Source organism: Streptomyces sp. NBC_00986, assembly GCF_045162565.1.
Lineage (GTDB): Bacteria > Actinomycetota > Actinomycetes > Streptomycetales > Streptomycetaceae > Streptomyces.
The window spans coordinates 4,333,527-4,360,386 of record NZ_CP108733.1 but is presented as its reverse complement, the minus strand read 5'-3'; the positions used below and the strand labels follow the sequence as shown (position 1 = coordinate 4,360,386).

The 26,860-nt window shown below is 69.6% G+C and carries 27 protein-coding genes; 10 read left to right on the top strand and 17 right to left on the bottom strand.

Going from position 1 to position 26,860, the window contains the following annotated elements; genetic code table 11:
- Nucleotides 1-68: 68 nt before the first annotated feature.
- The gene (locus OG504_RS18720; protein ID WP_405990850.1) at nucleotides 69-914 is read left to right on the top strand and encodes a hypothetical protein; all 846 of its coding nucleotides are present in this window, start codon (nucleotides 69-71) and stop codon (nucleotides 912-914) included.
- Nucleotides 915-940: 26 nt separating this feature from the next.
- Here the strand turns inward: OG504_RS18720 and OG504_RS18715 are convergent, their stop codons facing one another.
- The 5 genes from OG504_RS18715 to OG504_RS18695 all read right to left on the bottom strand — a co-directional run bounded on the left by OG504_RS18715 (nucleotide 941) and on the right by OG504_RS18695 (nucleotide 7,970).
- Nucleotides 941-1,123: a DUF6104 family protein gene (locus OG504_RS18715; protein ID WP_019075209.1), complete on the bottom strand. Its 183-nt coding sequence runs from the start codon at nucleotides 1,121-1,123 to the stop codon at nucleotides 941-943.
- An 85-nt stretch (nucleotides 1,124-1,208) separates the two neighbouring features.
- Nucleotides 1,209-5,036, bottom strand: a complete 3,828-nt coding sequence (locus OG504_RS18710; RefSeq protein ID WP_405990849.1) for a multifunctional oxoglutarate decarboxylase/oxoglutarate dehydrogenase thiamine pyrophosphate-binding subunit/dihydrolipoyllysine-residue succinyltransferase subunit — start codon at nucleotides 5,034-5,036, stop codon at nucleotides 1,209-1,211.
- Nucleotides 5,037-5,317: 281 nt separating this feature from the next.
- Nucleotides 5,318-6,424, bottom strand: a complete 1,107-nt coding sequence (locus tag OG504_RS18705) for a sensor histidine kinase (RefSeq protein WP_405990848.1) — start codon at nucleotides 6,422-6,424, stop codon at nucleotides 5,318-5,320.
- The gene (locus OG504_RS18700; protein WP_033282112.1) at nucleotides 6,421-7,161 is read right to left on the bottom strand and encodes a response regulator transcription factor; all 741 of its coding nucleotides are present in this window, start codon (nucleotides 7,159-7,161) and stop codon (nucleotides 6,421-6,423) included. Before OG504_RS18700 ends, OG504_RS18705 begins: the two co-directional genes overlap by 4 nt.
- Before the next feature lie 113 nt (nucleotides 7,162-7,274).
- A complete protein-coding gene (locus OG504_RS18695; RefSeq protein WP_405990847.1) occupies nucleotides 7,275-7,970 on the bottom strand; it encodes a spermidine synthase in 696 nt (231 codons plus the stop codon).
- Between the two features lie 171 nt (nucleotides 7,971-8,141).
- Between OG504_RS18695 and OG504_RS18690 the strand changes: the two genes are divergently transcribed.
- The gene (locus OG504_RS18690; protein ID WP_405990846.1) at nucleotides 8,142-9,080 is read left to right on the top strand and encodes a rhomboid-like protein; all 939 of its coding nucleotides are present in this window, start codon (nucleotides 8,142-8,144) and stop codon (nucleotides 9,078-9,080) included.
- Nucleotides 9,081-9,102: 22 nt separating this feature from the next.
- On the opposite strand, the gene OG504_RS18685 is transcribed toward OG504_RS18690, so the two are convergent.
- The 4 genes from OG504_RS18685 to OG504_RS18670 are packed head-to-tail and all read right to left on the bottom strand — an operon-like array spanning nucleotide 9,103 to nucleotide 11,265.
- Nucleotides 9,103-9,954: a GNAT family N-acetyltransferase gene (locus OG504_RS18685; RefSeq protein ID WP_405990845.1), complete on the bottom strand. Its 852-nt coding sequence runs from the start codon at nucleotides 9,952-9,954 to the stop codon at nucleotides 9,103-9,105.
- Between the two features lie 41 nt (nucleotides 9,955-9,995).
- A complete protein-coding gene (locus OG504_RS18680; protein WP_405990844.1) occupies nucleotides 9,996-10,184 on the bottom strand; it encodes a DUF397 domain-containing protein in 189 nt (62 codons plus the stop codon).
- Between the two features lie 20 nt (nucleotides 10,185-10,204).
- Entirely contained in the window at nucleotides 10,205-10,402 is a 198-nt protein-coding gene (locus OG504_RS18675) for a DUF397 domain-containing protein (protein ID WP_405990843.1), read from the bottom strand.
- Nucleotides 10,403-10,413: 11 nt separating this feature from the next.
- Nucleotides 10,414-11,265 (bottom strand): Scr1 family TA system antitoxin-like transcriptional regulator, encoded by an 852-nt coding sequence (locus tag OG504_RS18670; protein WP_405990842.1) that lies wholly within the window; start codon nucleotides 11,263-11,265, stop codon nucleotides 10,414-10,416.
- A 146-nt stretch (nucleotides 11,266-11,411) separates the two neighbouring features.
- Between OG504_RS18670 and OG504_RS18665 the strand changes: the two genes are divergently transcribed.
- Nucleotides 11,412-11,777 carry an ATP-binding protein gene (locus tag OG504_RS18665; protein ID WP_405990841.1) on the top strand — a complete coding sequence of 122 codons (366 nt, stop codon included), beginning with the start codon at nucleotides 11,412-11,414 and terminating at the stop codon, nucleotides 11,775-11,777.
- A gap of 151 nt (nucleotides 11,778-11,928) precedes the next feature.
- On the opposite strand, the gene OG504_RS18660 is transcribed toward OG504_RS18665, so the two are convergent.
- The 3 genes from OG504_RS18660 to OG504_RS18650 are packed head-to-tail and all read right to left on the bottom strand — an operon-like array spanning nucleotide 11,929 to nucleotide 13,046.
- Nucleotides 11,929-12,132 (bottom strand): hypothetical protein, encoded by a 204-nt coding sequence (locus OG504_RS18660; protein WP_317773233.1) that lies wholly within the window; start codon nucleotides 12,130-12,132, stop codon nucleotides 11,929-11,931.
- A gap of 29 nt (nucleotides 12,133-12,161) precedes the next feature.
- On the bottom strand, nucleotides 12,162-12,572 hold the full coding sequence (locus OG504_RS18655; RefSeq protein ID WP_405990840.1) for a hypothetical protein: 411 nt from the start codon (nucleotides 12,570-12,572) through the stop codon (nucleotides 12,162-12,164).
- A gap of 48 nt (nucleotides 12,573-12,620) precedes the next feature.
- On the bottom strand, nucleotides 12,621-13,046 hold the full coding sequence (locus tag OG504_RS18650; protein WP_405990839.1) for a DUF4259 domain-containing protein: 426 nt from the start codon (nucleotides 13,044-13,046) through the stop codon (nucleotides 12,621-12,623).
- Nucleotides 13,047-13,381: 335 nt separating this feature from the next.
- Between OG504_RS18650 and lon the strand changes: the two genes are divergently transcribed.
- On the top strand, nucleotides 13,382-15,799 hold the full coding sequence (lon, locus tag OG504_RS18645; RefSeq protein ID WP_405990838.1) for an endopeptidase La: 2,418 nt from the start codon (nucleotides 13,382-13,384) through the stop codon (nucleotides 15,797-15,799).
- A 78-nt stretch (nucleotides 15,800-15,877) separates the two neighbouring features.
- On the opposite strand, the gene OG504_RS18640 is transcribed toward lon, so the two are convergent.
- Entirely contained in the window at nucleotides 15,878-16,696 is an 819-nt protein-coding gene (locus OG504_RS18640) for a lysozyme (RefSeq protein ID WP_405990837.1), read from the bottom strand.
- A gap of 237 nt (nucleotides 16,697-16,933) precedes the next feature.
- On the opposite strand from OG504_RS18640, the gene OG504_RS18635 reads away from it, so the two are divergent.
- Nucleotides 16,934-17,479 (top strand): MarR family winged helix-turn-helix transcriptional regulator, encoded by a 546-nt coding sequence (locus tag OG504_RS18635; protein WP_405990836.1) that lies wholly within the window; start codon nucleotides 16,934-16,936, stop codon nucleotides 17,477-17,479.
- A 158-nt stretch (nucleotides 17,480-17,637) separates the two neighbouring features.
- Here OG504_RS18635 and OG504_RS18630 read toward each other — a convergent pair whose 3' ends face one another.
- Nucleotides 17,638-18,426, bottom strand: a complete 789-nt coding sequence (locus OG504_RS18630) for a protein phosphatase 2C domain-containing protein (protein WP_405990835.1) — start codon at nucleotides 18,424-18,426, stop codon at nucleotides 17,638-17,640.
- Between the two features lie 341 nt (nucleotides 18,427-18,767).
- On the opposite strand from OG504_RS18630, the gene OG504_RS18625 reads away from it, so the two are divergent.
- The 5 genes from OG504_RS18625 to OG504_RS18605 are packed head-to-tail and all read left to right on the top strand — an operon-like array spanning nucleotide 18,768 to nucleotide 24,503.
- Entirely contained in the window at nucleotides 18,768-21,653 is a 2,886-nt protein-coding gene (locus OG504_RS18625; protein WP_405990834.1) for a nitrate- and nitrite sensing domain-containing protein, read from the top strand.
- Complete coding sequence (locus OG504_RS18620) at nucleotides 21,650-22,153, top strand: roadblock/LC7 domain-containing protein (RefSeq protein WP_328679099.1); 504 nt, start codon at nucleotides 21,650-21,652, stop codon at nucleotides 22,151-22,153. The genes OG504_RS18625 and OG504_RS18620 overlap by 4 nt, the downstream gene beginning before the upstream one ends.
- On the top strand, nucleotides 22,150-22,560 hold the full coding sequence (locus OG504_RS18615) for a DUF742 domain-containing protein (RefSeq protein WP_019058213.1): 411 nt from the start codon (nucleotides 22,150-22,152) through the stop codon (nucleotides 22,558-22,560). The genes OG504_RS18620 and OG504_RS18615 overlap by 4 nt, the downstream gene beginning before the upstream one ends.
- Nucleotides 22,541-23,224, top strand: coding sequence for a GTP-binding protein (locus OG504_RS18610; RefSeq protein ID WP_405990833.1), 684 nt, complete (start codon nucleotides 22,541-22,543; stop codon nucleotides 23,222-23,224). Before OG504_RS18615 ends, OG504_RS18610 begins: the two co-directional genes overlap by 20 nt.
- 25 nt (nucleotides 23,225-23,249) lie before the next feature.
- Nucleotides 23,250-24,503 (top strand): styrene monooxygenase/indole monooxygenase family protein, encoded by a 1,254-nt coding sequence (locus tag OG504_RS18605; RefSeq protein WP_405990832.1) that lies wholly within the window; start codon nucleotides 23,250-23,252, stop codon nucleotides 24,501-24,503.
- Here OG504_RS18605 and OG504_RS18600 read toward each other — a convergent pair.
- From OG504_RS18600 to OG504_RS18590, 3 genes are all read right to left on the bottom strand, one after another.
- Nucleotides 24,476-25,624 (bottom strand): NlpC/P60 family protein, encoded by a 1,149-nt coding sequence (locus OG504_RS18600; protein WP_405990831.1) that lies wholly within the window; start codon nucleotides 25,622-25,624, stop codon nucleotides 24,476-24,478. The two genes, OG504_RS18605 and OG504_RS18600, sit on opposite strands and share 28 nt — an antisense overlap.
- Nucleotides 25,625-25,727: 103 nt before the next feature.
- Nucleotides 25,728-26,054, bottom strand: coding sequence for a hypothetical protein (locus OG504_RS18595; protein ID WP_405990830.1), 327 nt, complete (start codon nucleotides 26,052-26,054; stop codon nucleotides 25,728-25,730).
- Nucleotides 26,055-26,064: 10 nt separating this feature from the next.
- Nucleotides 26,065-26,712 carry a TetR/AcrR family transcriptional regulator gene (locus OG504_RS18590; RefSeq protein ID WP_405990829.1) on the bottom strand — a complete coding sequence of 216 codons (648 nt, stop codon included), beginning with the start codon at nucleotides 26,710-26,712 and terminating at the stop codon, nucleotides 26,065-26,067.
- Nucleotides 26,713-26,860: the final 148 nt, after the last annotated feature.

Sequence of the window (26,860 nt, the reverse complement as noted above, 5' to 3'; positions counted from 1 at the left end):
AGGTCGGCTGTCGAGCGCCAGGCGTCGAACAACCGGCGGAAATGGGTGCATTGCCCTAGCGTGTGACCATGTCGACGGAGAAGCCGCAGGCCAGACACCGGACCGGTGCAACCCCGGGCGCCCTGCTGCTGTGCCGGGCGGACCCCGAGTCCGTCGCCCAGGCGGCCCACCCGCTCCGCGAACGCATGCTGCTGACCCGCGCGGGCGACGACTGGAGCGTGCTCGTCCCCGAGGGCAAGCCCTGGCTGCACGGCGGGGAACCGGTCGACCGCGTCCTCACCGGCTGGGCCACCGCGCTCGCCGTCGGCGCCCCCTGGCCCGTGCTCGCCCTGTGGTGGGACGCCGACCGCGCGGGCTACACCCTGGCCTCGGGATTCCGCCGCCCCGTCGGCTACGTCTGGCTCACCGACGGCACCCCGGCCGGCGAGGACGAGGCGATGCGCACCTTCGCAGCCCGCCTGGGCCTGGATCCCGTACTGGACCTGCAGTCCCTGGACCAGCTCACGAAACCGGACTCCGAAGCCGACGCCCGTGCCCGCCTCCGGGGCCTCCTGGCGGTCCTCACGCGCGCGGGAGTGGCTCTCCCCACCGGCCTCACCCCGGGCGAACCCGCCGACCGCCTCCGGGAGATCGCCCGCGTCCGCCCCGATGCCCAGCAGGTCGAATGGGCGGGCTGGCGCGAGGCCGTCCGCGCGGAACTCGACGCCGTCGACAGCAGCCGCCTCGGTCCCTGGATGCCCTGGTCCGGCACCCCCAGGGCACGCGCACTCGCCCTGACCCAGATGGCAGCGGGCCTCCCGCTCACGACCTGGGGCCTACGACGCCGTAGCGGAGGCTGGATCGTCGCGGGGGCACTGCTCCTGGCCCACGGCACGCTGGGCCTCGCCTACGACCTCGCCCGTCCGCGCGACTGACGCTCCCGACGAGGCCGTCGTAGGAACTACTCGTCGTCGTCCTCGTCGTCCAGTCGCGCCAGCCAGGTCGCCAGGCGTTCCACCGGGACCTCGAAGTCCGGGTTCAGATCGACGAACGTCCGCAGCTGTTCGGCGAGCCACTCGAAGGTGACTTCTTCCTCGCCGCGCCGCTTCTCCAGTTCTTCGATGCCACGGTCCGTGAAGTACATGGGTCAAGGATAAGTGCGCGCAAACGGCCGGGCCGCACCCCCGGAGTGGGGGTGCGGCCCGGCCGCGTACGACAGTGCGGGGCGCTTACGCCTCGAACACCTCACGCACCAACTGCTCCTGCTCAGCCTGGTGGCGCTTGGCCGAACCCACCGCCGGCGACGAGCCGTGCGGGCGGGAGATCCGGCGCAGGCGCTCGCCGTGGGGCACGTCCGCGCCGACCGCCAGGTCCAGGTGGTCGATCAGGTTCAGGGCGATGAACGGCCAGGCACCCTGGTTGGCCGGCTCCTCCTGGGCCCAGAGGTACTTCTCGGCGTTCGGGTACTTGGCGATCTCGGCCTGTACCTCGGCACCGGGCAGCGGGTACAGCCGCTCAAGGCGGATGATCGCCGTGTCCGTGGTGCCGCGCTTGGCGCGCTCGGCCTCGAGGTCGTAGTACAGCTTGCCGGTGACGAAGACGACCTTGCGGACGGACGCGGGGTCCGTCACCGTCGCGTCGCCGATGACCGGGCGGAACTGACCCGTCGTGAACTCCTCCGTCTTCGACGCGGCGGCCTTGAGGCGCAGCATCGACTTCGGGGTGAAGACCACCAGCGGCTTGTGGTGCGGGTTGTGCACCTGCCACCGCAGGAGGTGGAAGTAGTTCGACGGGAGCGTCGGCATCGCGACCGTCATGTTGTTCTGCGCGCAGAGCTGCAGGAAGCGCTCCACACGGGCCGAGGAGTGGTCCGGGCCCTGGCCCTCGTAGCCGTGGGGGAGCAGGAGCGTGACGCCGGACGTCTGGCCCCACTTCTGCTCCGCCGCCGAGATGTACTCGTCGACCACGGACTGCGCGCCGTTGACGAAGTCGCCGAACTGCGCCTCCCACATCACGAGCGCGTCGGGGCGGGCCAGCGAGTAGCCGTACTCGAAGCCCATGACCGCGTACTCGGAGAGGAGCGAGTCGTAGACGTTGTAGCGCGCCTGCTCCTCGGAGAGGTACTGGAGCGGGGTGTAGTCCTCGCCCGTCTGACGGTCGATGAGGACCGCGTGGCGCTGGCCGAACGTGCCTCGGCGGGAGTCCTGACCGGAGAGGCGCACCGGAGTGCCCTCCAGCAGCAGCGAGCCGATCGCGATCGTCTCGCCCATGCCCCAGTCGATCGTCCCGTCCTCGACCATCGTCGCCCGGCGCTGCAGCTGGGGCAGCAGACGCGGGTGGACGTGGAAGTTGTCCGGGATGTTGACCTGGGACTCGGCGATGCGCTTGACGACCTCGGAGGAGATCGCCGTGGAGACCGCGACCGGGAACTCCGCCTGCGGGTCCGACATCGGGGCGGCGCCGGGCTGCGCGGTGGCCTCGCGGACCTCCGTGAAGACCTTCTCCAGCTGGCCCTGGTAGTCCTGGAGCGCTTGCTCGGCCTCTTCCAGGGTGATGTCGCCGCGACCGATGAGGGACTCGGTGTACAGCTTGCGCACCGAGCGCTTCTTGTCGATCAGGTCGTACATCAGGGGCTGGGTGAAGGCCGGGTTGTCCGACTCGTTGTGACCGCGGCGGCGGTAGCAGATGAGGTCGATCACCACGTCCTTGTTGAACGCCTGACGGAACTCGAAGGCCAGGCGGGCCACACGGACCACGGCCTCCGGGTCGTCGCCGTTCACGTGGAAGATCGGGGCCTCGATCATCCGCGCCACGTCCGTCGCGTACATCGAAGAGCGCGAGGACTCCGGGGCGGCGGTGAAGCCGACCTGGTTGTTGATGACGATGTGGATCGTGCCGCCGGTGCGGTAGCCGCGCAGCTGGGACATGTTGAGCGTCTCGGCCACGACGCCCTGGCCCGCGAAGGCCGCGTCACCGTGCAGGGCGAGGGGCAGGACCGTGAAGTCCGTGCCGCCCTTGTTGATGATGTCCTGGCGGGCGCGGACGATGCCCTCGATGATCGGGTCGACCGTCTCCAGGTGGGACGGGTTCGCCGCCAGCGTGACCTTGATCTGCTCGCCGTCCAGGCCGGTGAACGTGCCCTGGGCGCCCAGGTGGTACTTCACGTCGCCGGAGCCGTGCATCGACTTCGGGTCGAGGTTGCCCTCGAACTCGCGGAAGATCTGGGCGTACGACTTGCCGACGATGTTCGCGAGCACGTTCAGGCGGCCGCGGTGGGCCATGCCGATGACGACCTCGTCGAGGCGCGACTCGGCCGCGCTGTCGATGACCGCGTCCAGCAGCGGGATGACCGACTCGCCGCCTTCGAGCGAGAAGCGCTTCTGGCCGACGTACTTCGTCTGCAGGAAGGTCTCGAAGGCCTCCGCGGCGTTCAGGCGGCGCAGGATGCGCAGCTGCTCCTCGCGCTCCGGCTTGGAGTGCGAGCGCTCGATGCGGTCCTGGATCCACTTGCGCTGCTTCGGGTCCTGGATGTGCATGAACTCGATGCCGGTGGTGCGGCAGTACGAGTCGCGCAGCACGCCCAGGATGTCGCGCAGCTTCATCAGGGACTTGCCGGCGAAGCCGCCGACCGCGAACTCCCGCTCCAGGTCCCACAGGGTGAGGCCGTGCTCGGTGATGTCCAGGTCGGGGTGCTTGCGCTGGCGGTACTCCAGCGGGTCGGTGTCGGCCATGACGTGGCCGCGGACCCGGTAGGAGTGGATCAGCTCGAAGACGCGGGCGGCCTTCGTCACGTCGTTGTCGTGCGACGCGTCGATGTCCTTGAGCCAGCGGACCGGCTCGTACGGGATCCGCAGCGCCTCGAAGATCTCGTCGTAGAAGCCGCTCTCGCCGAGCAGGAGGTTCGCGACGATCCGCAGGAACTCGCCGGAGGCGGCGCCCTGGATGACCCGGTGGTCGTAGGTCGACGTGAGCGTCATGACCTTCGAGATGCCGAGCTTGTTCAGGGTGTCCTGGGACGTGCCCTGGAACTCCGCCGGGTAGTCCATCGAGCCGACGCCCATGATGACCGACTGACCGGGCATCAGACGCGGCACCGAGTGGACCGTGCCGAGGCCGCCGGGGTTGGTCAACGACACGGTGACGCCCGTGAAGTCGTCCATCGTCAGCTTGCCGTCGCGGGCGCGGCGGACGATGTCCTCGTAGGCCTGCCAGAACTCGAAGAAGTTCAGCGTCTCGGCCTTCTTGATGCCGGCGACGACGAGCTGGCGGTCGCCGTTGGGCTTCACCAGGTCGATGGCGAGACCGAAGTTGACGTGCTCCGGCTTGACCAGGGTCGGCTTGCCGTCCTTCTCCACGAAGGAGTAGTTCATCGACGGCATGGCCTTGATGGCCTGCACCATCGCGTAGCCGATGAGGTGGGTGAAGGAGATCTTCCCGCCCCGGGCACGCTTCAGGTGGTTGTTGATGACGATGCGGTTGTCGAAGAGCAGCTTGACCGGGACCGCGCGCACGGACGTCGCCGTGGGGACCTCGACCGAAGCGTTCATGTTCTTCGCGACCGCGGCGGCCGGGCCGCGCAGCGTGACGAACTCCGGGCCACCGGTGGCCTCGGCCGCGGGCTCCGCCTTCTTCGGCTGAGCGGCCGGGGCCGCCGCCTTCGCAGGCGCAGGAGCCGGGGCTACGGCCTTCACCGGCGCCGGAGCGGCGGCTGCGGGAGCCGGCGCGGGGACCGCCGGAGCGGCAGGCGCGGCGGGCGCAGCAGGTGCGGCCGGAGCTGGAGCCGGGGCGGCGGGTGCCGCCGGGGCCGGGGTGGTTCCTACGGCCCCCGCGGCCGCAGTACCCGCCGAAGTCGAGGTCGGGGCGGCAGCCGCGCCCGGCTTGTAGTCGGCGAAGAAGTCCCACCAGGCTCGGTCAACCGAGTTCGGATCCTGGAGGTACTGCTGATAGATCTCGTCGACGAGCCACTCGTTGGGCCCGAACGCCGCCGCGGGATTCTTACCCGCGGCTTGGTCGGACTCGGTCGAGATGGTCGAGTTACTGGGGGACTGTGACGACACGGCGGCAACCGCCCTCTTCCGCTTCACAAGGTGATGGACAGCGGGAATTAAGGCTACGCCCCCATGACGGCCAAGGTCAGGTCGGGCCGGTCCATCGTCGCGTAAGTCACATCGGAAAGTGTGTTTCGAGCGCTGAAATGGCGGGAAACAAGCGTGGTTCCGCTGCGGAAGGGGCGCGTCGATGCGGGCCGGACGCGCCGATGGCGCGGGCCTGTGCCTGATCACACGTGTCCGTCAGCACGGGCCGTCGTGGATCTTGGGGCTCCGGGTCGAACTTTACGTCAACTTGGCACGGAGGACAGTCCCGGGAGAGTGACGATAATCCTGCAGCCACGGTCGGATTCGGCCACGCCGATCCGGCCGCCGTGCAGATCCACCGCCCAGCGGGCGATCGCCAGGCCGAGGCCCGTACCGCCGTCGCTGCCCGGTCCGTGCGGCGAGCTGACCGCTCCCCGGTTGAACCGCTCGAAGATGTGCGCCCACTGCGCCTTCGGAATGCCGGGCCCCTCGTCCAGGACCTCAAGCTCCAGCGACTCCGGCCGCGACCCGCGCCGCGCCTTCACCGTCACCCGGCCGTGCGCGGGGCTGTGCTTGACCGCGTTGTCGATCAGGTTGGCGACGACCTGGTGGATGCGCTCCGGGTCGGCGAGCGCGGTCAGCTCCGGCGGGGACACGTCCAGGTGCAGATGGACGTCGGTCCGCGTGTGACTGCCCGAGCCCGACGCGATGCCCGCGCGCGCGGAGGCGACCATGTTGGCCTCCTTGAGCACGCCCGAGAGATACGGCCACACCTCGAACCGGCGGGTCTTCAGCGGTACGACCCCGTTGTCCAGCCGGGAGAGGTCGAGCAGCGTCTCCACGAGACGTCCCAGCCGCTCGGTCTGCTTCAGCGCCGTCCGCATGGTCTCCGGATCGGCGGCCGAGACGCCGTCGACGACGTTCTCCAGTACGGCGCGCAGGCCCGCGATGGGGGTGCGCAGCTCGTGCGAGACGTTCGCGACGAGTTCCTTGCGCTGGCGCTCCTGCGCCTCCAGCTCGTCGGCCATGACGTTGATCGTCCCGGCCAGGTCGCCCAGTTCGTCACGGCGGTTCTCGCGCACCCGGCGGGTGTAGTCGCCGCGCGAGATGGACCGGGCCACCGTGTTCATCTCGTCCAGCGGCGCGGTGAGCGAATGGGCCACGAACTGCGTTATCAGCAGTGTGGCGATCATCGAGAAGACCGTGATGAAGCGCAGCTCCGTCGCCGTGCGCATGGCGATCATCATCAGACCGGTGGTGATGAGCACCGCGATGACGACCAGCGCGCCCAGCTTGGTCTTGATCGAGAACGGGCGTACGCCGCCCCAGGGTTCCCCGGGGCTCCTCCGTGACGTCGGCCCTTCGCTCATGGCGTCGGTGTCTCCAGTGCGTAGCCGACGCCGTGCACCGTGCGGATCCGCTCGGCGCCGATCTTCCGGCGCAGCGCCTTGATGTGGCTGTCGACCGTGCGGGTGCCGGAGGCGTCCGCCCAGTCCCACACCTCGGCGAGCAGCTGCTCGCGCGAGAGCACGGCACGCGGGGTGTTCGCCAGGCACACCAGCAGGTCGAACTCGGTGGGCGTGAGATGAACGTCCTCGCTGCGCACCCGTACCCGGCGCTGCGCGTGGTCGATCTCCAGCTCGCCGAGGCGCAGGATGCCCGAGCGCGGGGTGGACGCGGCCACCACGGCACGCTCCACCCGGCGCAGCAGGACGTGCACCCGCGCGGCCAGCTCCCGCATCGAGAACGGCTTGGTCATGTAGTCGTCGGCGCCGACCCCGAGCCCGACCAGCATGTCGGTCTCGTCGTCGCGCGCGGTGAGCATCAGCACCGGCACCGGGCGGGCGGCCTGCACACGGCGGCAGACCTCCAGCCCGTCGAAGCCGGGCAGCATGATGTCGAGGATCAGCAGATCGGGCTGCCAGGCCTCGGCGGTGTCGACGGCCGAAGGCCCGTCGCCCGCGGTCTGCACGAGAAATCCCTCGGCGCGCAGACGGGCCGCGATGGCGTCGACGATCGTCGGGTCGTCCTCGACCACCAGCACCCGGCGCTGCGCGCCCGGCGTGGCCGTGGCCGTACCGTTGTGGGAGGTGTGTGTCTGCTCCATCGCCCGCCCCTGAAGTGTGCTTTCCGGAACCAGTGGGGTGATCCCATGACTGCGCTTGACGCTTGAATGATCGGCGTCAGGGAAGCAGAGTACGGGGAGTGACGTCGCCTTTGCTATCCAGGTCGTACGGCGAGGTGCACGACGTCGGGAACTCCTCGGGCAACCGGGATCTCTTCGGTACGCACCTGCTGGAACCCGGCATTCCATAAGGTTCGCTCAAATTCCGGAGAGGGCTGCGCCGACCACACGGCGAGTACCCCGCCAGGCCTCAACACCCTTGCGCAGCTTGCCAGTCCGGCCTGCGAGTAGAGGTTGTCGTTGCTGTCGGTGACGGTCCAGCCGGGGCCGTTGTCGATGTCGAGACAGAGCGCGTCGAAAGTGGCGCAAGTCTCATTGACGAATGCGACTAGATCCGTTTTCACAATTTCGGTCCGCGGATCGGCGCGAGCGGCCGCGGAGAGGGCCGACAAGGGCCCCGATCGATGCCATTCGACGATCGCGGGTTCCCGTTCGACGACCGTGATGTGACCCCACCGGGCGTCGGCGGCGGCATGCGCGAGCGAGAACCCGACACCGAGCCCGCCGATCAGCACGTGCGGTTCGGGGCGCGGGTCGAGGGCATCGCGTGCGGCGTCGACCAGGAGCCGCTCCGACCGCCCGTCCGAAGTGTCCATCAGGAAGCACCCGTTGGCGATGATCTGGAGCAACTCCCCATGGCGGCGCAGCACGACCTCGCCGTAGGGGCCCTCGCGACGGTCCAGGACAACAGGGGTGTCGTACGCGGGAGCACTGTCGTACGCGGTGGTCATGCGACTCATCCTGGCAGTTTCACCGGATCGTGCAGCCGAATTAACCCAGGGCGAACACGTCCGGGTGCAAGGTACCTGCGGACGCGCAAGAAGGCTTTCAGGTTGCTGTGAATCGGCTCTCGCGTGGCGTCGGTCATAGACAGGTGCAGGTGGGACGGCGAAGGGTGGGGTGTGAACCGGAAGGAGCGCCTCACCGTGGAACGGATCGCGACGGCCGACACCCAGGCCTCCGCCACGCCTCCGGGCGGGCCCCCGGCCGATGAGTCCGGGTCGGCTCTGTCCCTGGATTCCGGGCTGCTGGACGCGATGCCGAGACAGCGGGAAGCGCTGGACGGGGCCGGGGAGTTGAGGTTCGCCACTCCGACTCCGGTGGCGGTCTCGGTCTCCGCGTCCACCCCTGCCGTCCCCGGAGAATCGCGCGCCCTGCTCGCACTCCACCGCCTGCACCCCTGGCGGCTGCTGCCCACGCCCACGGGGACGCCGTTCACCTTCTGTTACGGGCTGCTGCTCGTCGTGACGTCGCTGGTGGCGCAGTACGCCGATCCGACCTTCGTGAACCAACTCCACCAGGCGTCCAGCACCGACGTCACCCACCTCCTCCGCGACCCGTTCCTCGTGCTGGTCGCCAGCGCGCTGTGGATCGTGGGCGGGATGGTCTCGCCGTACGCGTTCCTGTTCCTGCTGGTGCTGACCGCGCTGGAACGCCGGATCGGCGGGATACGGGCGGCCGGAGTCTTCCTGACCGGGCACATCCTGGCCACGCTGGCGACCGAAGGGACCGTGGGAGTCGCCGTGTTGGTGGGCCACCTCCCCAACAGCTCCCTCCACCGCCTCGACTACGGCATCAGCTTCGGAGTGGCGACGAGCATAGGGGCGCTGGCCGGCCTCCTCAGGCCCTGGCTGGGCCTGCCGCTGGTCGCCCTGTTCGGCTGGACCCTGGTCCAGGACCTGATCGCCTTCACCGACCCCATGACGAACTGGGGCCACCTGATCTCCCTGACGATAGGCGTCGCGACCTGGCCGTTGATACGGCGCTGGGCGCGGGCGGCGCAGGTGGAACGGGTGGCAAGGGCGGCTGAGGCGGCTCGGGTTGAGGCCGCGGGGGTCTGACTCCCCGCCTTCCTGGCTGCGTTCAGGTTCTTCTCTGGGCGCGGGATGCCAAGTCGACGATCCTGCTGGTCGGTTGCTTCGGTGACCACACGTACGGCGTGGTCGTGGTGATCGCCCGGAAGCCCAGCCGGCGCAGGATCGGCGCGCTGTCGTCCGTGGCGTCCACCTGTAGATACGGCACTCCGCGGGCGACGGCGAGAGCGGCTCGGGTGGCGACGAGGGCGCGGTAGATGCCCTTGCCGCGCCACTCGGCGAGTGTCGAGCCGCCCAGCATGTTGGCGAACTCCGTGCCCGGCCGGAAGGCGAGCCAGGCCGCGGAGACCATCTCGCCCTCCGCCTCGACGGCGTAGACGGCCATGTCGTCCGGCGCGGCGGCGATCCGGCCGAGCAGGTCGGTGGCCAGCCAGTTCAGGTCCATGTCCCAGATGGCCGACTGGAGGGCGCCGAGCCGTCGCAGGTCGGCCTCGGCGGTGATCCGGCGGATCGTGACCCCGTCCGGCAACACCGGCTCCCGTACGGCCATCTCCTCGGCCGGCCCGATCAGCACGGTCTCCTGCTCCTCGGGCACGAACCCCGCGGCGCGCAGCCGGTCGGTGAGGTCGGCGGGCACGTCATGGGAGCGGGTCTTCCACTCCACGCTCTCCCCGCGAGCCGCGAAGAACTCCCGCTGCCGGGCGATGAGTTCGTCCAGTTCCGGTCCCTCCACCCCCAGGTCGTGCGGGCCGCTCACGAACCCCCGGAACTGCCCGACGATCCGTAGCAGAGGCCCGTCCTTCTCGTACGTCACTCCGGCGGGCGGGGTGGGTGGGGTGGCGCGCAGCTGGTTGTCGTAGGCGGAGAGGAGGGTCTGCGTCTCGGTTTCCGGTTCTGTCACGGGGTGACGGTACGGGGAGGTGTACGAGCCGGGGCAACTGGTTATCGACGGGGGGTGGTGGTCTTGATGTGCCTTAGGAGGGCGGTGAGTTGGGGGTGGTCGGTGTGGAGCACGGTGGTGGGGGCGTCGCTCTCGCGGAGGGCGAGGGTGGTGTCCGATGCCGCGAGTTCGACGCAGTTGTTGTCCGCCGAACCGGAGTAGGACGACTTCTGCCAGGTGATCTCGGACATGTCCCCAACTTTCAAGTGCTTCACGGGGAGACGGTACGAGGGGTGGTGGCCCTGATGTGCCCTAGGAGGGCGGTGAGTTGGGGATGGTCGGTGTGGAGTACGACCGTGGGGTTGTCGCTTTCGCGGAGGGCGAGAGTGTGTGGAGTGGCGCCGATTTCAACGCAGTTCGTCTCTCCCGAGCCGGAGTAGGACGACTTCTGCCAGGCGATCTCGGACATGTCCCCAACTTTCAAGTGCTGTCCGCAAGGGTGCGGATGAATTCCCGTGACTCCTTCACGGGGAGCGCGGCCTTGGTGATGCGCTCCATCAGTGCACGGTAGTTCGCCAGTTGGGTCTGCGCATCAAGGAATTCAGTCGTGGTCGCCCTGTCGAGCTGAACGGTGTCGAGCTGCGGTACCGCGCCGGAGGCGTACGTCACGGTGAGCCCGGGGACGGGGAAGCCGCCCGCGCTGAACGGGATCACCCGCAAGGTGACGTTCCGGCGTCGTGAGGCGTCGACCAGCTCCTGCAACTGGCCCCGCATGATCTCCCGGCCGCCGAACTGGAGCCGTAGCGCTGCCTCGTGGATCACGAAGGTGCAGGTGGGCGGGTCGTCCCGATCGAGGATGTCGCGGCGCCGCATGCGGTATGAGAGCCATCGTCGGAGCTCCGGCATGGGCCAGGCCGGAACGGTCTCGGACAACACGGCACGCGCGTACTGCTCGGTCTGCAGCAGGCCCGGCACGTGCATGGCGACGAAGACCCGCAGACTCGTGGAGTGGTATTCGAGTTCGGCAAGGTCGAGACCGCTCGCCGTGATGGCCCCTCGATAGCCCTCCCACCACCCGCGCGTGCGGTCCCCGGCCATCGCGCCAAGGGCGTCCACGTAGTCGGTGTCCGGGCAGTCGTAGAGGGCGGCCAGCGTGCGCACGCGCTCCGCGCTCACCCCGAAGCGGGCCAGCTCCATGTTCGTGACGTGCGAGCGGTTCGTGCCGAGTCGGTCGGCCGCCTCCTGGATGGTCAGCCCGCAGTTCTCGCGCATGCGCCGTAGCTCGGTGCCCAGCCGCCGTTGGCGCTCGGTGATGAAGGTCCGTGAAGCCATGGCCCTTTCCTACCGGGCGCCGGACGGCATGTCGTCACTCGTTCGGGTTATTCAGCTGCCAATCTGCACCATTCGGTGGCACTAGTTAGGCGTGCCAGCCTACGGTGAGCTTCGAATCAACTCCACCTCGGCATGGGAGAGTTGCCATGGACGAACGCCTGCCCGAACCCCCCTCCGAGTGGCGCTACACCCTCCGCGTCCCCCAGGACCCCCTCGCCCCCGCCGTCCTGTTGACCTCCGAACTCCTCACCAACACCTGGCGTCACGCACCCGGCCCCGCCTCCCTCAGCCTCAAGTGGGCCGACAAGCGGCTGCGGGCCAGCTTCTGGGACGCGGGTTTCCTGGTGCCGTACCCGACGGGCTGTCCGGAGCCGTATGCCGAAGGTGGTCGTGGGCTCGCCCTCGTGGAGCTCTGTGTTGATGCCTGGGGGAGCTTCGCGATGGGGCCGGCCCAGGGCAAGGTCGTGTGGTTCGAGCTGATGTCAGGCGTGCCGGGGCGCGTGGCGGCGTGAGATCGTCGCCGCCCCCCCCCGCCGGAGGAGACCCTCCCCGTAGAAACGTGACACATCGGCCCAAAGTGTCACACTTTCGCGCCTCACCCTCCGTGAGCGCCGAGCCTCCCCGCACGTTCGGGCCGGGCACGCTTCGGCCGAGTCGGTTGGATCAGGAGTAGAAGCCTCGGCCGTATTCGTCCCGGCTCAGATCGAAGTCGTCCGGACGATCACGGCGCAGCCCTTCGTACCGCTCCGCGAAGACATCGATCGCCTGGTGGATGGTGCACCCCAGGGTTTCGCGGATGGTGGCGATCGCGGCGATGATCCGGTGCTCCAGGATGTCCCGGTCCACGCTCTCGGGCAGTTGTTCCATGACGCTGTGAGCCTACCCGGCGAGGATGATCAGCCCTTTTCGGAGGGGCTGAACATGCGGTCGCGAAACTCCTGGAACGCGTGCCAGCCCGAGGACCCTCCCGGAGTGATCAGGTCTCCTGAGGAGCAGTCCAGCACCTTGCAGCCGAGGGCGCCCGCGAGGCGGAAGACGGAGGCGAGCACGTCGTCGCCGGAGCCGCGGATGTGGAGCATGACCGAGTCCACGGGATCATCCGAGCCGATGTTGAGTTCGATGGACCAGGTGGGTCCGGTGAGGTCGCCCCAGGTGGGATCCGAGAGGTCGGCTGAGGGCTCGGCCCGGCTCACGGTCGCGAGGACCTCGTGCAGTGGGCCGAGTGGGCGCGGGGTGTAGTCGTCGGGTATGTCCTGCGCCGAGGTGATGTCGTCGGGCAGGTTGAGGAGAAGAACGTCCCAGCTCATGTGGACCTTCCGGATGAGGAACGGGCGGTTGTGTTGCTGCTGCGCGGGTCAGCTCAGGTGGAGCTGTTCTTCCGGTGGCCGGGGCGTGAGTGTGCCGCGGAGCCGGTTGATCGTCGTCTGCCAGGGGTCGCCGTCCGGTCCGTCCCAGAGCTCCAGGAGTTCGGACGGCTCGGTCATGACGCGGTCGAGGGCCTGGAGGGCGAGGGCACGTAGACCGGTCAGGTCGGGGACGGGCTCGTCCGGTCCGTAGTGGGGGTGGGCGGGCTCTCCGTCGGGGTGTTGTGCGGCGACCAGGGCCGCTGCCGCGATGGCTTCGTCGGCGATGCGTGCGTCGAGGTAATCGATGGTGTCGGCCGCTCGGGCGAGTGCGTCCCGCACAAAGCCCTGACGCGTGTCCGGGGAGGCGTCGTCGAGGTCGCCGCACCAGTCCGCAGCGGTGTCGTTGTCGAAGGGGCCGACGTCCCAGGTGCCCATGCGTCTCTCCTGATCGTGATCGTGATGGCGTCGCGTCAGGGGATCGTGGCAGGCGCCACTGACATCGGCCGCCGAGGTCGGGTGCCGAGGTCGGCCGCCGCGGTCGACCGTCGAAGCCGGGTGTCGAGGTCGGCCGTCGTGATCGGGCGGCCAGCCCCGGCCACCCCGTCAGACCACCCCGTTCCCCGGGAAGCCCCCGCCCCGTTTCCGTGTTGACCTGCGCAGAGCCCGGGGCGCCACGCCTGATCGCTCACGGCGAACAACCGGTGGGGAACAATCGAAGACGCCCAAGCATTGAGTCGGCATAGCTCAACTTGACTGCCTAAGGGGAGATCATGGCTTCGACGTCCACACCGCTCACCCTGCCCGTGCTGCCGCTCGACGACGAGGTCGTGCTGCCCGGAATGGTGGTTCCGCTGGACCTGAACGACACCGATGTACGCGCCGCCGTGGAGGCCGCTCAGGCTGCCGCGCGGTCCGAGCCCGGAAAGCCCAAGGTCCTGCTGGTGCCACGGATCGACGGGACCTACGCGACCACGGGTGTGCTCGGCACTATCGAGCAGGTCGGCCGGCTGGCCGACGGTGACCCGGGTGCGCTGATCCGCGGCCGTAGCCGCGTGAAGATCGGGGCCGGGACCACCGGGCCCGGTGCCGCGCTCTGGGTCGAGGGCACCGCGCTCGACGAGAGCCTGCCCGAACCCTTGCCCGGCTCCGTTTCCGAGCTGGTGAAGGAATACAAGGCGCTGGCCACGGCATGGCTGCGCAAGCGCGGGGCCTGGCAGGTCGTCGACCGCGTGCAGGCCATTGACGATGTGTCCACGCTCGCCGACAACTCCGGTTACTCGCCCTTCCTCACCACCGAGCAGAAGATCGAGCTGCTGGAGACCGCCGATCCGGTGGCCCGGCTGAAGCTCGCCACCCAGCACCTGCGCGACCACCTCGCCGAGCAGGACGTTGCCGAGACCATCGCCAAGGACGTGCAGGAAGGCGTCGACAAGCAGCAGCGTGAGTTCCTGCTGCGGCGCCAGCTCGAAGCCGTCCGCAAGGAACTGCGCGAGCTGAACGGGGACACGAGCGACGGCGAGGAGTCCGACGACTACCGGGCTCGCGTCGAGGCCGCCGATCTTCCCGAGAAGGTCCGTGAGGCCGCGCTCAAGGAGGTCGAGAAGCTGGAGCGGTCCTCCGACCAGTCGCCCGAGGGGTCGTGGATCCGCACCTGGCTGGACACCGTTCTTGAACTGCCTTGGAACGAAAGGACCCAGGACGAGTACGACATCCAGGGCGCCAAGGCGATCCTCGACGCCGAGCACGCCGGTCTGAACGACGTGAAGGAGCGCATCACCGAGTACCTGGCCGTGCGCAAGCGGCGTGCGGAGCGGGGCCTGGGAGTTGTCGGAGGCCGGCGCGGTGGTGCCGTGCTCGCCCTCGTCGGTCCGCCCGGTGTCGGCAAGACCTCGCTCGGTGAGTCCGTCGCGCACGCCATGGGGCGGAAGTTCGTCCGGGTCGCGCTGGGCGGGGTTCGCGACGAGGCCGAGATCCGCGGTCACCGGCGTACGTACGTCGGTGCGCTGCCCGGTCGTATCGTCCGGGCCATCAAGGAGGCCGGGTCCATGAACCCGGTGGTCCTGCTGGACGAGATCGACAAGGTGGGGTCCGACTACCGGGGCGACCCGGCGGCGGCTCTGCTCGAAGTGCTCGACCCCGCGCAGAACCACACCTTCCGCGACCACTACCTGGAGGTCGAACTCGACCTGAGCGATGTGGTGTTCCTGGCGACGGCCAACGTGCTCGAAGCCATCCCGGAGGCGCTGCTCGACCGGATGGAACTGGTCCGGCTGGACGGTTACACCGAGGACGAGAAGGTCGTCATCGCCCGTGACCACCTGCTCCCGCGTCAGCTGGAGCGGGCGGGGCTCAAGGACGACGAGGTCGTCATCGACGAGAGCGCGCTGCGCAAGCTCGCCGGCGAGTACACCCGTGAGGCGGGCGTCCGTACCCTGGAGCGGTCCGTCGCCCGGCTGCTGCGCAAGATCGCGGCCCAGCACGAACTGGGCCAGCGGGAGCTGCCGTTCACGGTGACCGACGCCGACCTGCGCGCGCTGATCGGACGGCCGCACCACGTGCCCGAGTCCGCCCAGGACCCGGCCGAGCGCCGCACGGCCGTACCCGGTGTCGCCACCGGACTCGCGGTCACCGGCGCGGGCGGTGACGTCCTCTACGTCGAGGCGTCGCTGGCCGACCCGGAGACGGGCGCGGCGGGTCTGACCCTGACCGGTCAGCTCGGTGACGTGATGAAGGAGAGCGCGCAGATCGCCCTGTCCTTCCTCCGCTCGCACGGCGCCGAACTGGAGCTGCCCGTGGGCGACTTGAAGGACCGGGGTGTGCACATCCACTTCCCGGCGGGTTCGGTGCCGAAGGACGGCCCGAGCGCGGGTGTCACGATGACGACGGCCCTGGCGTCGCTGCTCAGCGGCCGCCTGGTCCGCACGGACGTGGCGATGACGGGTGAGGTCTCCCTGACCGGTCGGGTCCTCCCGATCGGCGGCGTGAAGCAGAAGCTGCTCGCCGCGCACCAGGCCGGGGTCACCACCGTCATCATCCCGAAGCGCAACGAGCCCGACCTGGACGACGTCCCGGCCGAGGTCCTGGACAAGCTCGACGTCCACGCGGTGACGGACGTCCGCCAGGTCCTGGAGCTGGCGCTGGCGCCGGCCACGAACGGCGCGACGTCGGAGGTTCCGGTGGCGGCGTGACGGACGTCCACCGGTAGGTGAAGGCCCGGGTCCCTTCAAGGGAGGCCCGGGCCTTCGCCGTAGTACGGGGACGGCTCGTCAGCCGTTGGCGAGCGCGACCACCCGGTCCAGCGCGCCGTTGAACTTGTCGTGGTCCCCGACCGTCGTCCCGGACGACGTGTACTGCCACATCGTGTAGAAGCCCCATCCCGCCGGCAGCGTCCCCGGGTCCGAGGCGTACCGCGCGATCCACAGTGGATTGGCCGAAGCGAAGGCACTGGAGTTGCCCGTGCAGTCGCTCCACCAGCTCGTCGCCGTGTAGATCACCGCGTCACGGCCGGTCCGGGACTTGTACGTGGACAGGAAGTCGGCGATCCAACTCACCATCGCCGCGGCCGACTTGCCGTAGCAGGACGCGCCGTACGGGTTCCACTCGATGTCGAGGACACCGGGGAGGGTCCTGCCGTCCTTGGACCAGCCGCCGCCGTGGTCGACGAAGTAGTTGGCCTGGGTGGCGCCGCTCGTCGTGTCCGGGGTCGCGAAGTGGTAGGCACCGCGGATCATGCCGACGCCGTAGGAGCCGTTGTACTGCTGGGCGAAGTACGGGTTCGTGTAGTACGTCCCCTCGGTCGCCTTCGTGTAGGCCCATTTGACCCCGCTGCTCCACAGGGTCGACCAGGCGGCGTTGCCCTGGTAGCCGCTGACGTCGACGCCCTCCGTCTGGGTGGCGTCACCGCCGGTCGGGGTGCCGTCCTGGCCGTCGTGCGCCAGGACGCCGATGCCGAGGTAGGCGGAGCCGCGGGTGGGGACCGTGGCGGCGCCGGCCGGGTGGGAGAGGCCCGCCAGCAGGAGTCCGGAGAGGGCGAGGGCGAGGGAGAGGTGCCGCAGGCGTGGTGTTCGGGGTCTGAGCACAGGCATGGGCGCGGGCATGGCGTGCCTCCGAGGGCGCGGTGGAGCGCGGTGGGGGAGTGGGGGAAGGTGTGTTGATGTTGGCGTGGCCATGCCAGTCGTTGCCTGATAAGGAAGCTACGCACCGAGAAGACCGCGTGGGAAGGGGGTCCGGACGACGCCGTTGGTCTAGCCCTGCGAAATACTGGCGGAGCTGCGGCGATGACGGTGTTTGGCGGAAACTTTCACGATCGGGAAAGCGGACCAATGGGTGCTGACGTGCACAAGGGTGAGGACAGGAACGGCGGTGGGCTTCCCGCGGACGGCGGCGGCCTGTCCGGGGCCGGCGGCGCGCTGCCCGTGGGTCCCGACGGGCTTGCCGTCGACCACGAATACCTGTCCCTGGAGCGCGAGTTGACGTTCCTCTTCCGCCGGGCCCGGGCCAACCAGGGCGAGATGGCCCGTGAGGTCCACCCCGACCTGGAGTCCGCCGCGTACGGCCTGCTGGTCCGGCTGGACGAGTACGGCAGGCAGCGCGCCACCGAGCTGGCCGCCTACATCGGCGTCGGCAAGGCCACCATGTCCCGCCAGCTGCGCGCCCTGGAGGACCTCGGCCTGATCGCCCGCGAGCCCGACCCGGCGGACGGCCGCGCCTGGCTGGTCGACCTCACCGACGAGGGCCGCCGCCGGGTCGCCCACGTCCGCGAGGCCCGGCGGGCCCGCTACGTCAGCCAGCTCTCCCACTGGGACCGCCGCGAGGTCGCCGAACTGGCCCGCCTGATCCACCAGTTGAACGGGGTCATGGAGAAGTGACGCCGGGGTGGCGGCTGTTCGGGGTTCGGCGTGCGCGGGAGAAGCGGCGCCGGCGTGGCGGCCGTTCACAGGTCGACGTACGCGGAGAAGTGACCCGGACGTGGCGGCCGGTCGCAGCTCGTCGTACACCGGAGTAGTGACACCGACACAGCGGCCGTTCACAGCTCGGCGTACACGACCGTCGCGTCGTCGTGCGTCTTGCTCCGGCGCAGATACGTCCGCTCCTCCGCGTCGGCCCGCTCCAGCGCCCGGACCCGGTTCACCAACTCCGGTGCGCCTTCCTTCCGTACGAGGGTGAAGCAGTCCGCCCAGTCGCCCTGGCCGAACTTCTCCACCCAGCGCGTCGCCCCGTCCGTCAGGGCGACGAGGGTGCGGACCTCGGCGCGGGGGAGCGAGCCGGTGACCGCCCGGGCAGCGACCGACGGATCGGCGGCGGCCGTGAAGAAGCCGCCCTCCTTGTTACGGAGCGTGGTGTCGATCATGGCGTCCGTCGCGAGAGCGGAGCGGGGGAGGCGGGAGAGTCGGTCGTCCAGTACGACGGTCACCTCCCCGGACGGGGATTCGGCCAGCAGCGCCGAGTCCGAGAGGACCAGGTATTCGACCTCCTGGGGGGACCAGCGGGCCAGCACCACGGTTGCCTGTGGGGTGCGTGGGTGAGAAAGGTCACAGGTGGTGGCGTGGGCCTCAGCTGTTCGGAGGATCGCCCGGGAGAGAATCTCCGCCAGGGTCAGATCCCGGTAGGAAACGGTCAGTTCGGTCAGCGCTCCACCCAGGCGGGCGGTGTACCAGGGGACCGAATGCAGACACCCCGTCTCGCCGCTCGGCGGTGTCACGCCGTCCAGGACGATCAGCGAACCGCCCTGTCCCGAGGCCGGAAGGCCGACGCTCGCGAAGTCCTCGTTGGGGCGGTCCGGGTCGCCGGGTTCCGACACAAGTTCCGTACGCATACGGCCAGTCTGCACGACCTCTTCACAGGCTCCGCGAAACGTTGGCACTCATGGTCGAATGGGCGCAGTCGTGCAGGTCAGACGCCTGGTTTGGGCTGGAATGGATCACTCCGGGAATGCGTGGCGGCGAATCCTGCCAAAGCATGCCGCTCACGTCCAACCGGCGCGGCGCGCGGGCCCCTTGGACCGCCCGTCGGAACTTGCCCGCCAACTCCCGTCCGGGGTTCACTCCTTCGGGTGGCGGGCCGGACGATGCGCGACCACTGCCTACCGGCACTGGGAGGGTCGCCGTACCGGGATGACGGAGCGTCACCCGGGCCCATGGGTACCACGAGTCAGGAATGCGAGCACCGGTGCAGAAGAAGCGGCCGCGGCGCACAGGCAAGCAGACGGCCCCTCAGGGGGGCGCCACCGGTGCCGCCGTGCCCGACCCCGCGGGCAGCGGGCGCCGTACCCACGTGCGCAACCGGCTCATCATCGCCGTGGCTGTCGTGGCCGCCGCCATCGCCGCGGCCGGTGTCCCCTCCCTCGTCACCGCCTCGGGCCAACTGAGCGACTCCCAGGACCTGGTGACGCTCGCCGGGCAGACGCAGGACGCGCTGTCGCTGGCCCACTCGCTCGCCGACGAGCGGGACGAGGTCACCTCGTACATCGCCGCCGGACGCCCCAAGTCCCAGGCCCCCGACGAGGACCGCAGCGCCCGCGTCGACCGCCAGGTCGAGGAACTCCGCGCCGACACCGACATCTCCGCCGCGCTCCGCTCGGACCTCGACGACGTCGCCGCCGTACGACGGGCCGCGCTCACCGGGAAGAGCAGCGCCCTGGAGGCGCACGACGCGTACTCCGGTGCCATCACCGAACTGCACCGGCTGGCCGAGCAGTTGGCGGAGAAGATGCCGCCGCGGGCCGGTTCCGGCGCCTACGCGCTCGCCGAACTCGACGCCGCCGTCCAACAGGCCGCCGCCACAAGGGGACTGCTCCTCGCGGCCCTGAACGTGCCGTCGACCACCGAGACGGTCACCAGTGCCATCACGGGCCTCCCGGTCACCGAGACCACCTCCACGAAGGCCCAGACGAAGGAGCGCGACGCCCTCAGCGCCGCCGCCCAGCAGGCCCGGCTGCGCTCCGACGCGGCCCTCGCCGACTTCCGTGACGGCGCGACGAAGGACGCCGTAGCGGGCTACGACTCCACGGTCACCGGGTCCGAGGTCAACTCCGCCGAGAAGTACCTCACCTCCCTCACCGCCCAACCCACCCTGTCCGACGACCAGTTGGACACCAGCACGAAGAAGCTCGACGCGGCGCTCTCCGCCCGCGTCGACCTGATGCGCGGCGAGGAGTCCGCGCTCTACGTCGACCGCGCCAAGGACCTCGCCCAACTCCGCGACGACGACGTCAAGGCGCTGGAACTCCGCATCGCGATCCTCGGCGCCCTCATGCTGCTGGCCGTGGGCATCGCGACCGCCATGGCGCGCACCCTCACCCGCCCCCTCTCTGTCCTGCGCCGCGGCTCGACGCGGCTGGCCGAGGCCGAGGACCCGGCGGCCGAGGAGCCCATCAAGTTCACCGGCCGCAACGACGAGTTCGCCCAGGTCGTCCGCTCGGTCAACTCCCTGCACGCGCACGCCGCCGCCCTCCACGAGCGCATCGTCACCCTGGAGGCCGACCGCAAGCACCTCGTCGGCCAGCGCCAGAAGATGGCCGACGCCCGCGAGGAACTCCGCGCCGAAGTCACCGACTCCGCAGGGCAGTTGGAGCGGCTGCGCACCAGCATCGGCGGCACCTTCGTCAACCTCGCGCTGCGCACCCTGGGCCTGGTCGAGCGCCAACTCGCCGTCATCGAGGGCCTGGAGGAGCGCGAGCAGGACCCCGACCGCCTCTCCACCCTCTTCAAGCTCGACCACTTCGCCACGGTCATGCGCCGCCACAGCGAGAACCTCCTTGTCCTCGCCGGCACCGAACACGTCCAACAGCACGCCGGACCCGTCCCGTTGGTCGACGTGGTCCGCGCGGCGGTCAGTGAGATCGAGCGCTACGAACGCGTCCGCATCTCGGCACTCCCCCCGCACGCGCACGTGGCGGGCTTCGCGGCCGACGACCTCAGCCACCTCCTGGCCGAACTGATGGAGAACGCAAGCTCGTTCTCCCCGCCGGACGCCCCCGTGGAGATCTCAGGCTGGCTCCTGGAGAACGGCGAGGTCATGCTCTCCGTCCAGGACGAGGGCATCGGCATGACCGACGACCGCATGATCAGCCTCAACACCCGCCTCACCGAGTTCGACCCGGAGTCCCCCTACGACCAGGAGGGCGAGGAGGGCCTGGGCCTGGGCCTGTACGTCGTGGCCCGCCTGGCCCACCGCCACGGCGTCCGAGTCCAGCTCCGCGACCAGAAACAGGGCGGCATCGCGGCGGTGGTGGTCCTCCCGAGCCCGTTGCTGGCACCGGCCCCCACATTGGCGGTCCCGTCATCCACGCCCCTGTCCGGCGACACCCACTCCTACTCCCTCCCCGGCGCCTCCGCAGAGGCCAACTCCAACGTCCTGCACGGCCGTTCGGACCACACGGACCCCCTGGTGGCCCTGGCGGAACAGGCGGTACGGGAGACCCCGGCGGAAACGTCGACGGAGGCTCCGGCGGGAAACCCGGTGGAGATCCCGCCGGAGTCTCCCGCGGAGATGACGATGGAACTCCTGCTGCCACTGGTGGCGGAGGACCGAGCACCGACGGAAGCCCCGGGAGCGGTAGCCGGACGGGGAGCAGACGCACGGCCGACCGCGCACGAACGGCCGGTCGCGCAAGAACGGCCGACCGCGCACGAACGGCCGGTCGCCGACGGCGAGTTCGCCCCACAGGGGCCACCCGCACCCGACGACGATGGCCGCACGGGCGGTGCGGGTGGGAACAGATTCACGGCTGAAGGCGAAGCCGAAGCCGTAGAACACGAACGAGCCCAGGACGAGGACCCCGTCACGGACAAGGGCCTCCCCAAACGCACCCCCAAGATCACCCACCCCGCCCAAGCCCCGCGCCAGCGGACCGGCACAGTCGACGCGGACGCCCTGCGCCGCAGACTGGGCGGCTTCCGCGCGGGAGCCTCCGCGGGCTACAAGGACGTAGAAGCGGAAATCGCCGAAAAGACCGGCCAGAACCCGGTCCCGGCCCCGCGAAGCGCACCCGCACGATCCGAAGAACGCACGGGGGGCACCGTCGAGGAGGCAAGCAGTTGACCGCGCCCAGTACCTTCGGACTGAGCAGTGAAGCCCGCAACCTGCACTGGCTGCTGAGCAACCTCGTCGAGGAGGTGCCCGGCATCCAGTCGGTCGCGGTCGTCTCCTCCGACGGCCTGCTGCTCCTCTCCTCCGATCCGGGGAGGAACGCCGAGGCCAAGGAAGCCCTCGAAGCCAAGCGCACCGGCCCGCGAGGCTCCGCCGCGGACCTGGCCACCATCGTCTCCGGCATCGGCAGCCTCACCGTCGGCGCCGCGAAGCTGATGGACTCCGGCCCGGTGAAGCACACCATGGTCGCGATGGAGGACGGCAGCCTCTTCGTGATGTCGATCAGCGACGGTTCGCTGCTCGGCGTGCACGGCTCCGCGGACTGCGACATGAGCGTCGTGGCGTACCACATGGCGCTCTTCGTCGGCCGCGCCGGCCACGTCCTGACGCCCGAACTCCGCAGCGAGCTACGGAAATCCCTCGAAGACGCGACCTCGGGGAGTGCGCGATGAGCCGTACGCCCAACAAGCTTCCGGTGCGTGGCGGCGAACGCAAACCCGCCCGGGTACGTCCCTACTCGCTCACCGGCGGCCGTACCCGATTCGGCCATGTCCTCCTCGTGGAGACCTTCGTGGCGGCGCTCGAAGCCCCGGAGGAGCGCAAGGAGTTGACGAACGGCTCCCTCAACACCCGGGTCATGCCGGAGATGCGGGCCATCGTCGAACTCTGCCGCCGTATGCGCACGGTGGCCGAGATCGCCGCGCTGCTGAAGATGCCGCTCGGTGTGGTCCGCGTGCTCCTGAGCGATCTCGCGGACCAGGGAAAGATCCGTGTGTACGGAACCGGAACCGCTCACGGTACGGGCCGTCCTGACCGCGCTCTGCTGGAAAAGGTGCTGAGTGGACTCCGCCGTCTCTGACGCCGCCGCCTACGGCGTCTCCCCGCTCCTCGACGACGAGAAGCGACTGCGCAACGACGAGAAGCAACTCCTCGACGACGAGGAGCAGTTGCGGCCCTGGCAGCAGGACCGCACGCGCGCGCCCGTCGCCACGAAGATCGTGGTGGCCGGCGGCTTCGGCGTCGGCAAGACCACCATGGTCGGCGCCGTCTCCGAGATCCAGCCCCTCCAGACGGAGGCGCTGATGACCGAGGCCAGCGAGGAGACCGACGACCTCACCGGCACCCCGGACAAGGTGACCACCACGGTCGCCATGGACTACGGCCGTCTCACGCTCGACGACGACCTGGTGCTCTACCTCTTCGGTACGCCGGGACAGCAGCGGTTCTGGTTCATGTGGGACGACCTGGTGCGCGGCGCGATAGGCGCCGTCGTGCTGGCCGACACCCGGCGCCTCAAGGACTGCTTCCCCGCGCTGGACTACTTCGAGAGCTGCGGGCTGCCGTACGTCGTCGCGGTCAACCACTTCGTCGGCAGCGAGCGGTTCGAACCGGAGGACGTGCGGGAGGCGTTGACGGTCCCCGCGCACGTACCTGTCATGATCATGGATGCGCGGCGGCGGATTTCGGCCATCGAGACCCTGCTCGCGCTCGTCGCCCACGCGCTGGACGTCACCCCCGAGTAGTCGCGACCAAGGAGCCACCACCCGTATGCGGAAGATACTCGTCGTCGGAGCCGGCCAGTCCGGGCTCCAACTCGCCCTCGGACTCCAGTCGCACGGGTACGAGGTCACCCTGATGTCCAACCGGACGGCGGACGAGATCCGCTCCGGGCGGGTCATGTCGACGCAGTGCATGTTCACCACGGCACTGCAGTACGAGCGCGATCTCCAGCTGAACTTCTGGGAGTCCCAGGCCCCGAAGATCGAAGGACTCGGCGTCTCGGTCGCCGCCCCCGGCTCGCACGACCCGGGGCCGACACAGCGCGCGATCGACTGGGTGGGCAAGCTCGACGGGTACGCGCAGTCGGTCGACCAGCGGGTGAAGATGGCCGGCTGGATGGAGACGTTCGCCCAGCGCGGCGGCCAACTGGTCATCCACGGCGCGGCTGTCGGGGACCTCGACTACTTCTCCCGTACGTACGATCTCGTGCTGGTGTCGGCGGGCAAGGGCGAGTTGGTGTCGATGTTCGCCCGCGACCCGGAGCGGTCTCCGCACACGGAGCCGCAGCGCGCGCTGGCGGTTTCCTACGTCCATGGTCTCGGCCCGCGGCCGGAGCACCCGGAGTTCGACGCGGTCCGCTGCAACCTGGTGCCCGGCGTCGGCGAGTTGTTCGTCATGCCGACGCTCACCACGTCGGGCCGTGCGGACATCCTGTTCTGGGAGGGCATACCCGGCGGCCCGTTGGACGTCTTCAACGGCATCAAGGACCCGGCCCAGCACCTCTCCCTGACCCTGGAACTCATGGAGAAGTTCACGCCGTGGGAGTACGAGCGGGCGCGGGATGTCGAACTCACGGATGCGGGTGGAACGTTGGCCGGGCGGTACGCGCCCACCGTGCGTAACCCGGTCGGTCAACTGCCGGGCGGTGGGCTGGTGTTGGGTGTCGCGGATGTCGTCGTCGCGAACGACCCGATCACCGGGCAGGGGTCCAACTCCGCGTCCAAGTGCGCCGCTTCGTATCTCGCGTCGATTCTTGAGCACGGGGAGAAGGAGTTCGACCGGGACTGGATGACCGCCACGTTCGAGCGGTACTGGGGGACTGCGCAGCACGTCACGAAGTGGACCAACGCGATGTTGGCTCCGCCGCCGGAGCACATTCTCAACCTCATTGGGGCGGCTGGGCAGTTGCAGCCGGTGGCGGATCGGTTCGCCAACGCGTTTGATGATCCGGCTGATTTTGAGAACTTCTTTTATGAGCCGGAGAAGACTGGGGCTTACCTGGCTTCTGTTGCCGGGGCCTGAACGCCGTTGGGGTTGTGGGGAGTTGGCGGCTGCGAGTCCGTTGTGGCTGGTCGCGCAGTTCCCCGCGCCCCTTCAGGGCGACTGTCTGGACGTACTGCTCCAAGGATCGGGTAGGACGCGATGGGTGACACCTGGACCTTCTCGCCTGTGCGGGGGGCCTGCACCACTTGGCCCGCGCCTAGATACAACGCCACGTGTGTCGCCTTGGGGAAGTAGATGACCAGGTCGCCAGGGCGGAGTTCGTTGAGCGGGACTCTGGGCAGCTCGGCCCACTGTTCCTCGCTCGTCCTCGGGATCGGTGTCCCCGCGTAGCCCCAGGCCTCGGATGTCAGGCCTGAGCAGTCGTACGTCTTCGGGCCCTCCGCTCCCCACTCGTACGGCTTGCCGATCTGCTGGACGGCGTAGCGGAGGGCGCGGTCGCCCTCTCGGGAGGGTTCGCGTTGGTCGTCTCCCAGGGCGCCTGAAGTGACGAGCTTCTGCTGGGACTTGTCGACGTCGGTCTTCTCGAAGGCTGCCAGGGCGGTGAGTTGGTCGGGGGTGAGGGACGTGAGGAGTTTCTCGACGTCGGCGAGGCGCTTGTGGACGTCGTCCTGGGCCTTCTTCTGGCGGGTGGCCAGGGTGAGTTGGGTGTCCAGGGCCTTGCGGGCCTCGCGGGCCAGGCCGTCGCTCTTCTTCTCGCTGCCGACCAGCCTGCCGATCGTCTCGGCGCGCTCCCGTGCCAACTGGCCGATGACATGGCCCTCGTCGAGCGCGTGCTGCGGATCGCGGGCGAGGAGGAGGCGGACGTACGGGGAGATGGCGGTGCTGTTCTGGTACTGCTCGCGGGCCAGTCGGCCCGCGGCGCCTCGGCTGTCGTGGAGGGAGAGGCGGGCGCGGGAGAGTTCGGAGTCGAGGCGGTCGACCTCGGCGCGCTGCTTCTTCAGCTTCTCCTCGGTGGCGTTGTACGTCTCCGTGGCCTGTTCGGCGTCCTGGTAGAGGGTCTGAAGGTCTGTCAGGAGTTCGGCCACGGGGCGCTGTCCGGGGGCCGGGGGTTCCGGTACGGCCGCGGCGGGCAGCGGTGCGAGGACGGTGCCGGCCGCCACCGTTGCCGTACAGACCAGACGCAGAAGCCTTCCTGACACGTCATCACCTCCGGTGCGCGGCGGGCCCTCCGCCCCGCACCGTGAGCATCAGTCGGGGGCGGCGGGTCCGCGCGCCGGGTGTGCGCGGTTCGGCGTAACCCGGTCACCCGTGGGTGTCGTCCGGCTTGCCGCCCGGCGTGGCGTCTGGTGCGGAGTCCGGCTTGGCGTCGGGTTTGGTCCAGGGCCAGCGCAGAGTGCCGCCGCGCTTGCCTTCGGGGTCGTATTCGTACTTCCAGCCCTTCGGCAGACCGAGCCGTTTGCTGTGGGCGCGGGGGACCCTGCGGTACACGAGGACCGTGGGCGGGCCGCCGGCGTCGTCGGGGACCGGGATGCGGTACGTCTTCGGCGGGGTGCCGGTCGGGCCGAGCAGCACGGGCAGGGAGCGCCCGTCCATCGGGCCGCCCTCGAACGGGGTCTCTTCGCTCTTCACGGGACCAGTCTCAGCCATCCGCCGCGAGGCCCTGGACCAGCGCGGCCGTCTGCGGGTCCCGCCGCGCCGTCACCGACAGCACCGCCCCGAACTGCTCGACCAGCCAGTCCCGCAACTCGTCGAGCGGCGGCTGCTTGTCCTCGTCGAGCCAGATGAGAGACGCGGCTTCCACGGCTGTGATCCACATCCGTACGGTCATCCGGAGGCGGGGTCCGGGGTCCGTGACTCCGAGGTGGCTGAGGATGTGCAGGGCCGCTGCCCTGCGGACGCCGTCCACGATGGCTGTCGTACGAGAGGTCTCTACGACGCTGCCGCCCTGGAGAAGGGCGCTGAAACCGGCGTCGTGCTGGTCGACGAAGCCGAGGTAGCGGTCCAGGGCGCGGGCGAGGCGGGGGAGGAGCGGGCCCTCGCGGGGTTCGTCGAAGCACTGCTGGAGTTCGTCGGCGGCGGAGCGCAGGGCGGCTTCGTAGAGCTGCTGCTTGCCGCCCGGGAAGTACCGGTACACCAGGGGGCGTGAGACCCCGGCCGCCTCCGCCACGTCGTCGAGGGAGATCTCTTCGGGGGCGCGGTGCGCGAAGAGGGTGAGCGAGGCGTCCAGGAGCTGGCTGCGCCGCTCCTCGACGCCCAGTCGACGGTATGCGGGGGTGGCAGGGGGCATGGGGGAAGGGTAGTCGGGCGGGTGCGGGTTGCGTTGTGGCTGGTCGCGCCGTTCCCCGCGCCCCTAAAAGATGGCCCGTTGCAGCCAGCTTGCTTTTAAGGGGCGCGGGGAACTGCGCGACCAGCCCCCACCGGGCCGCACTCCGAAA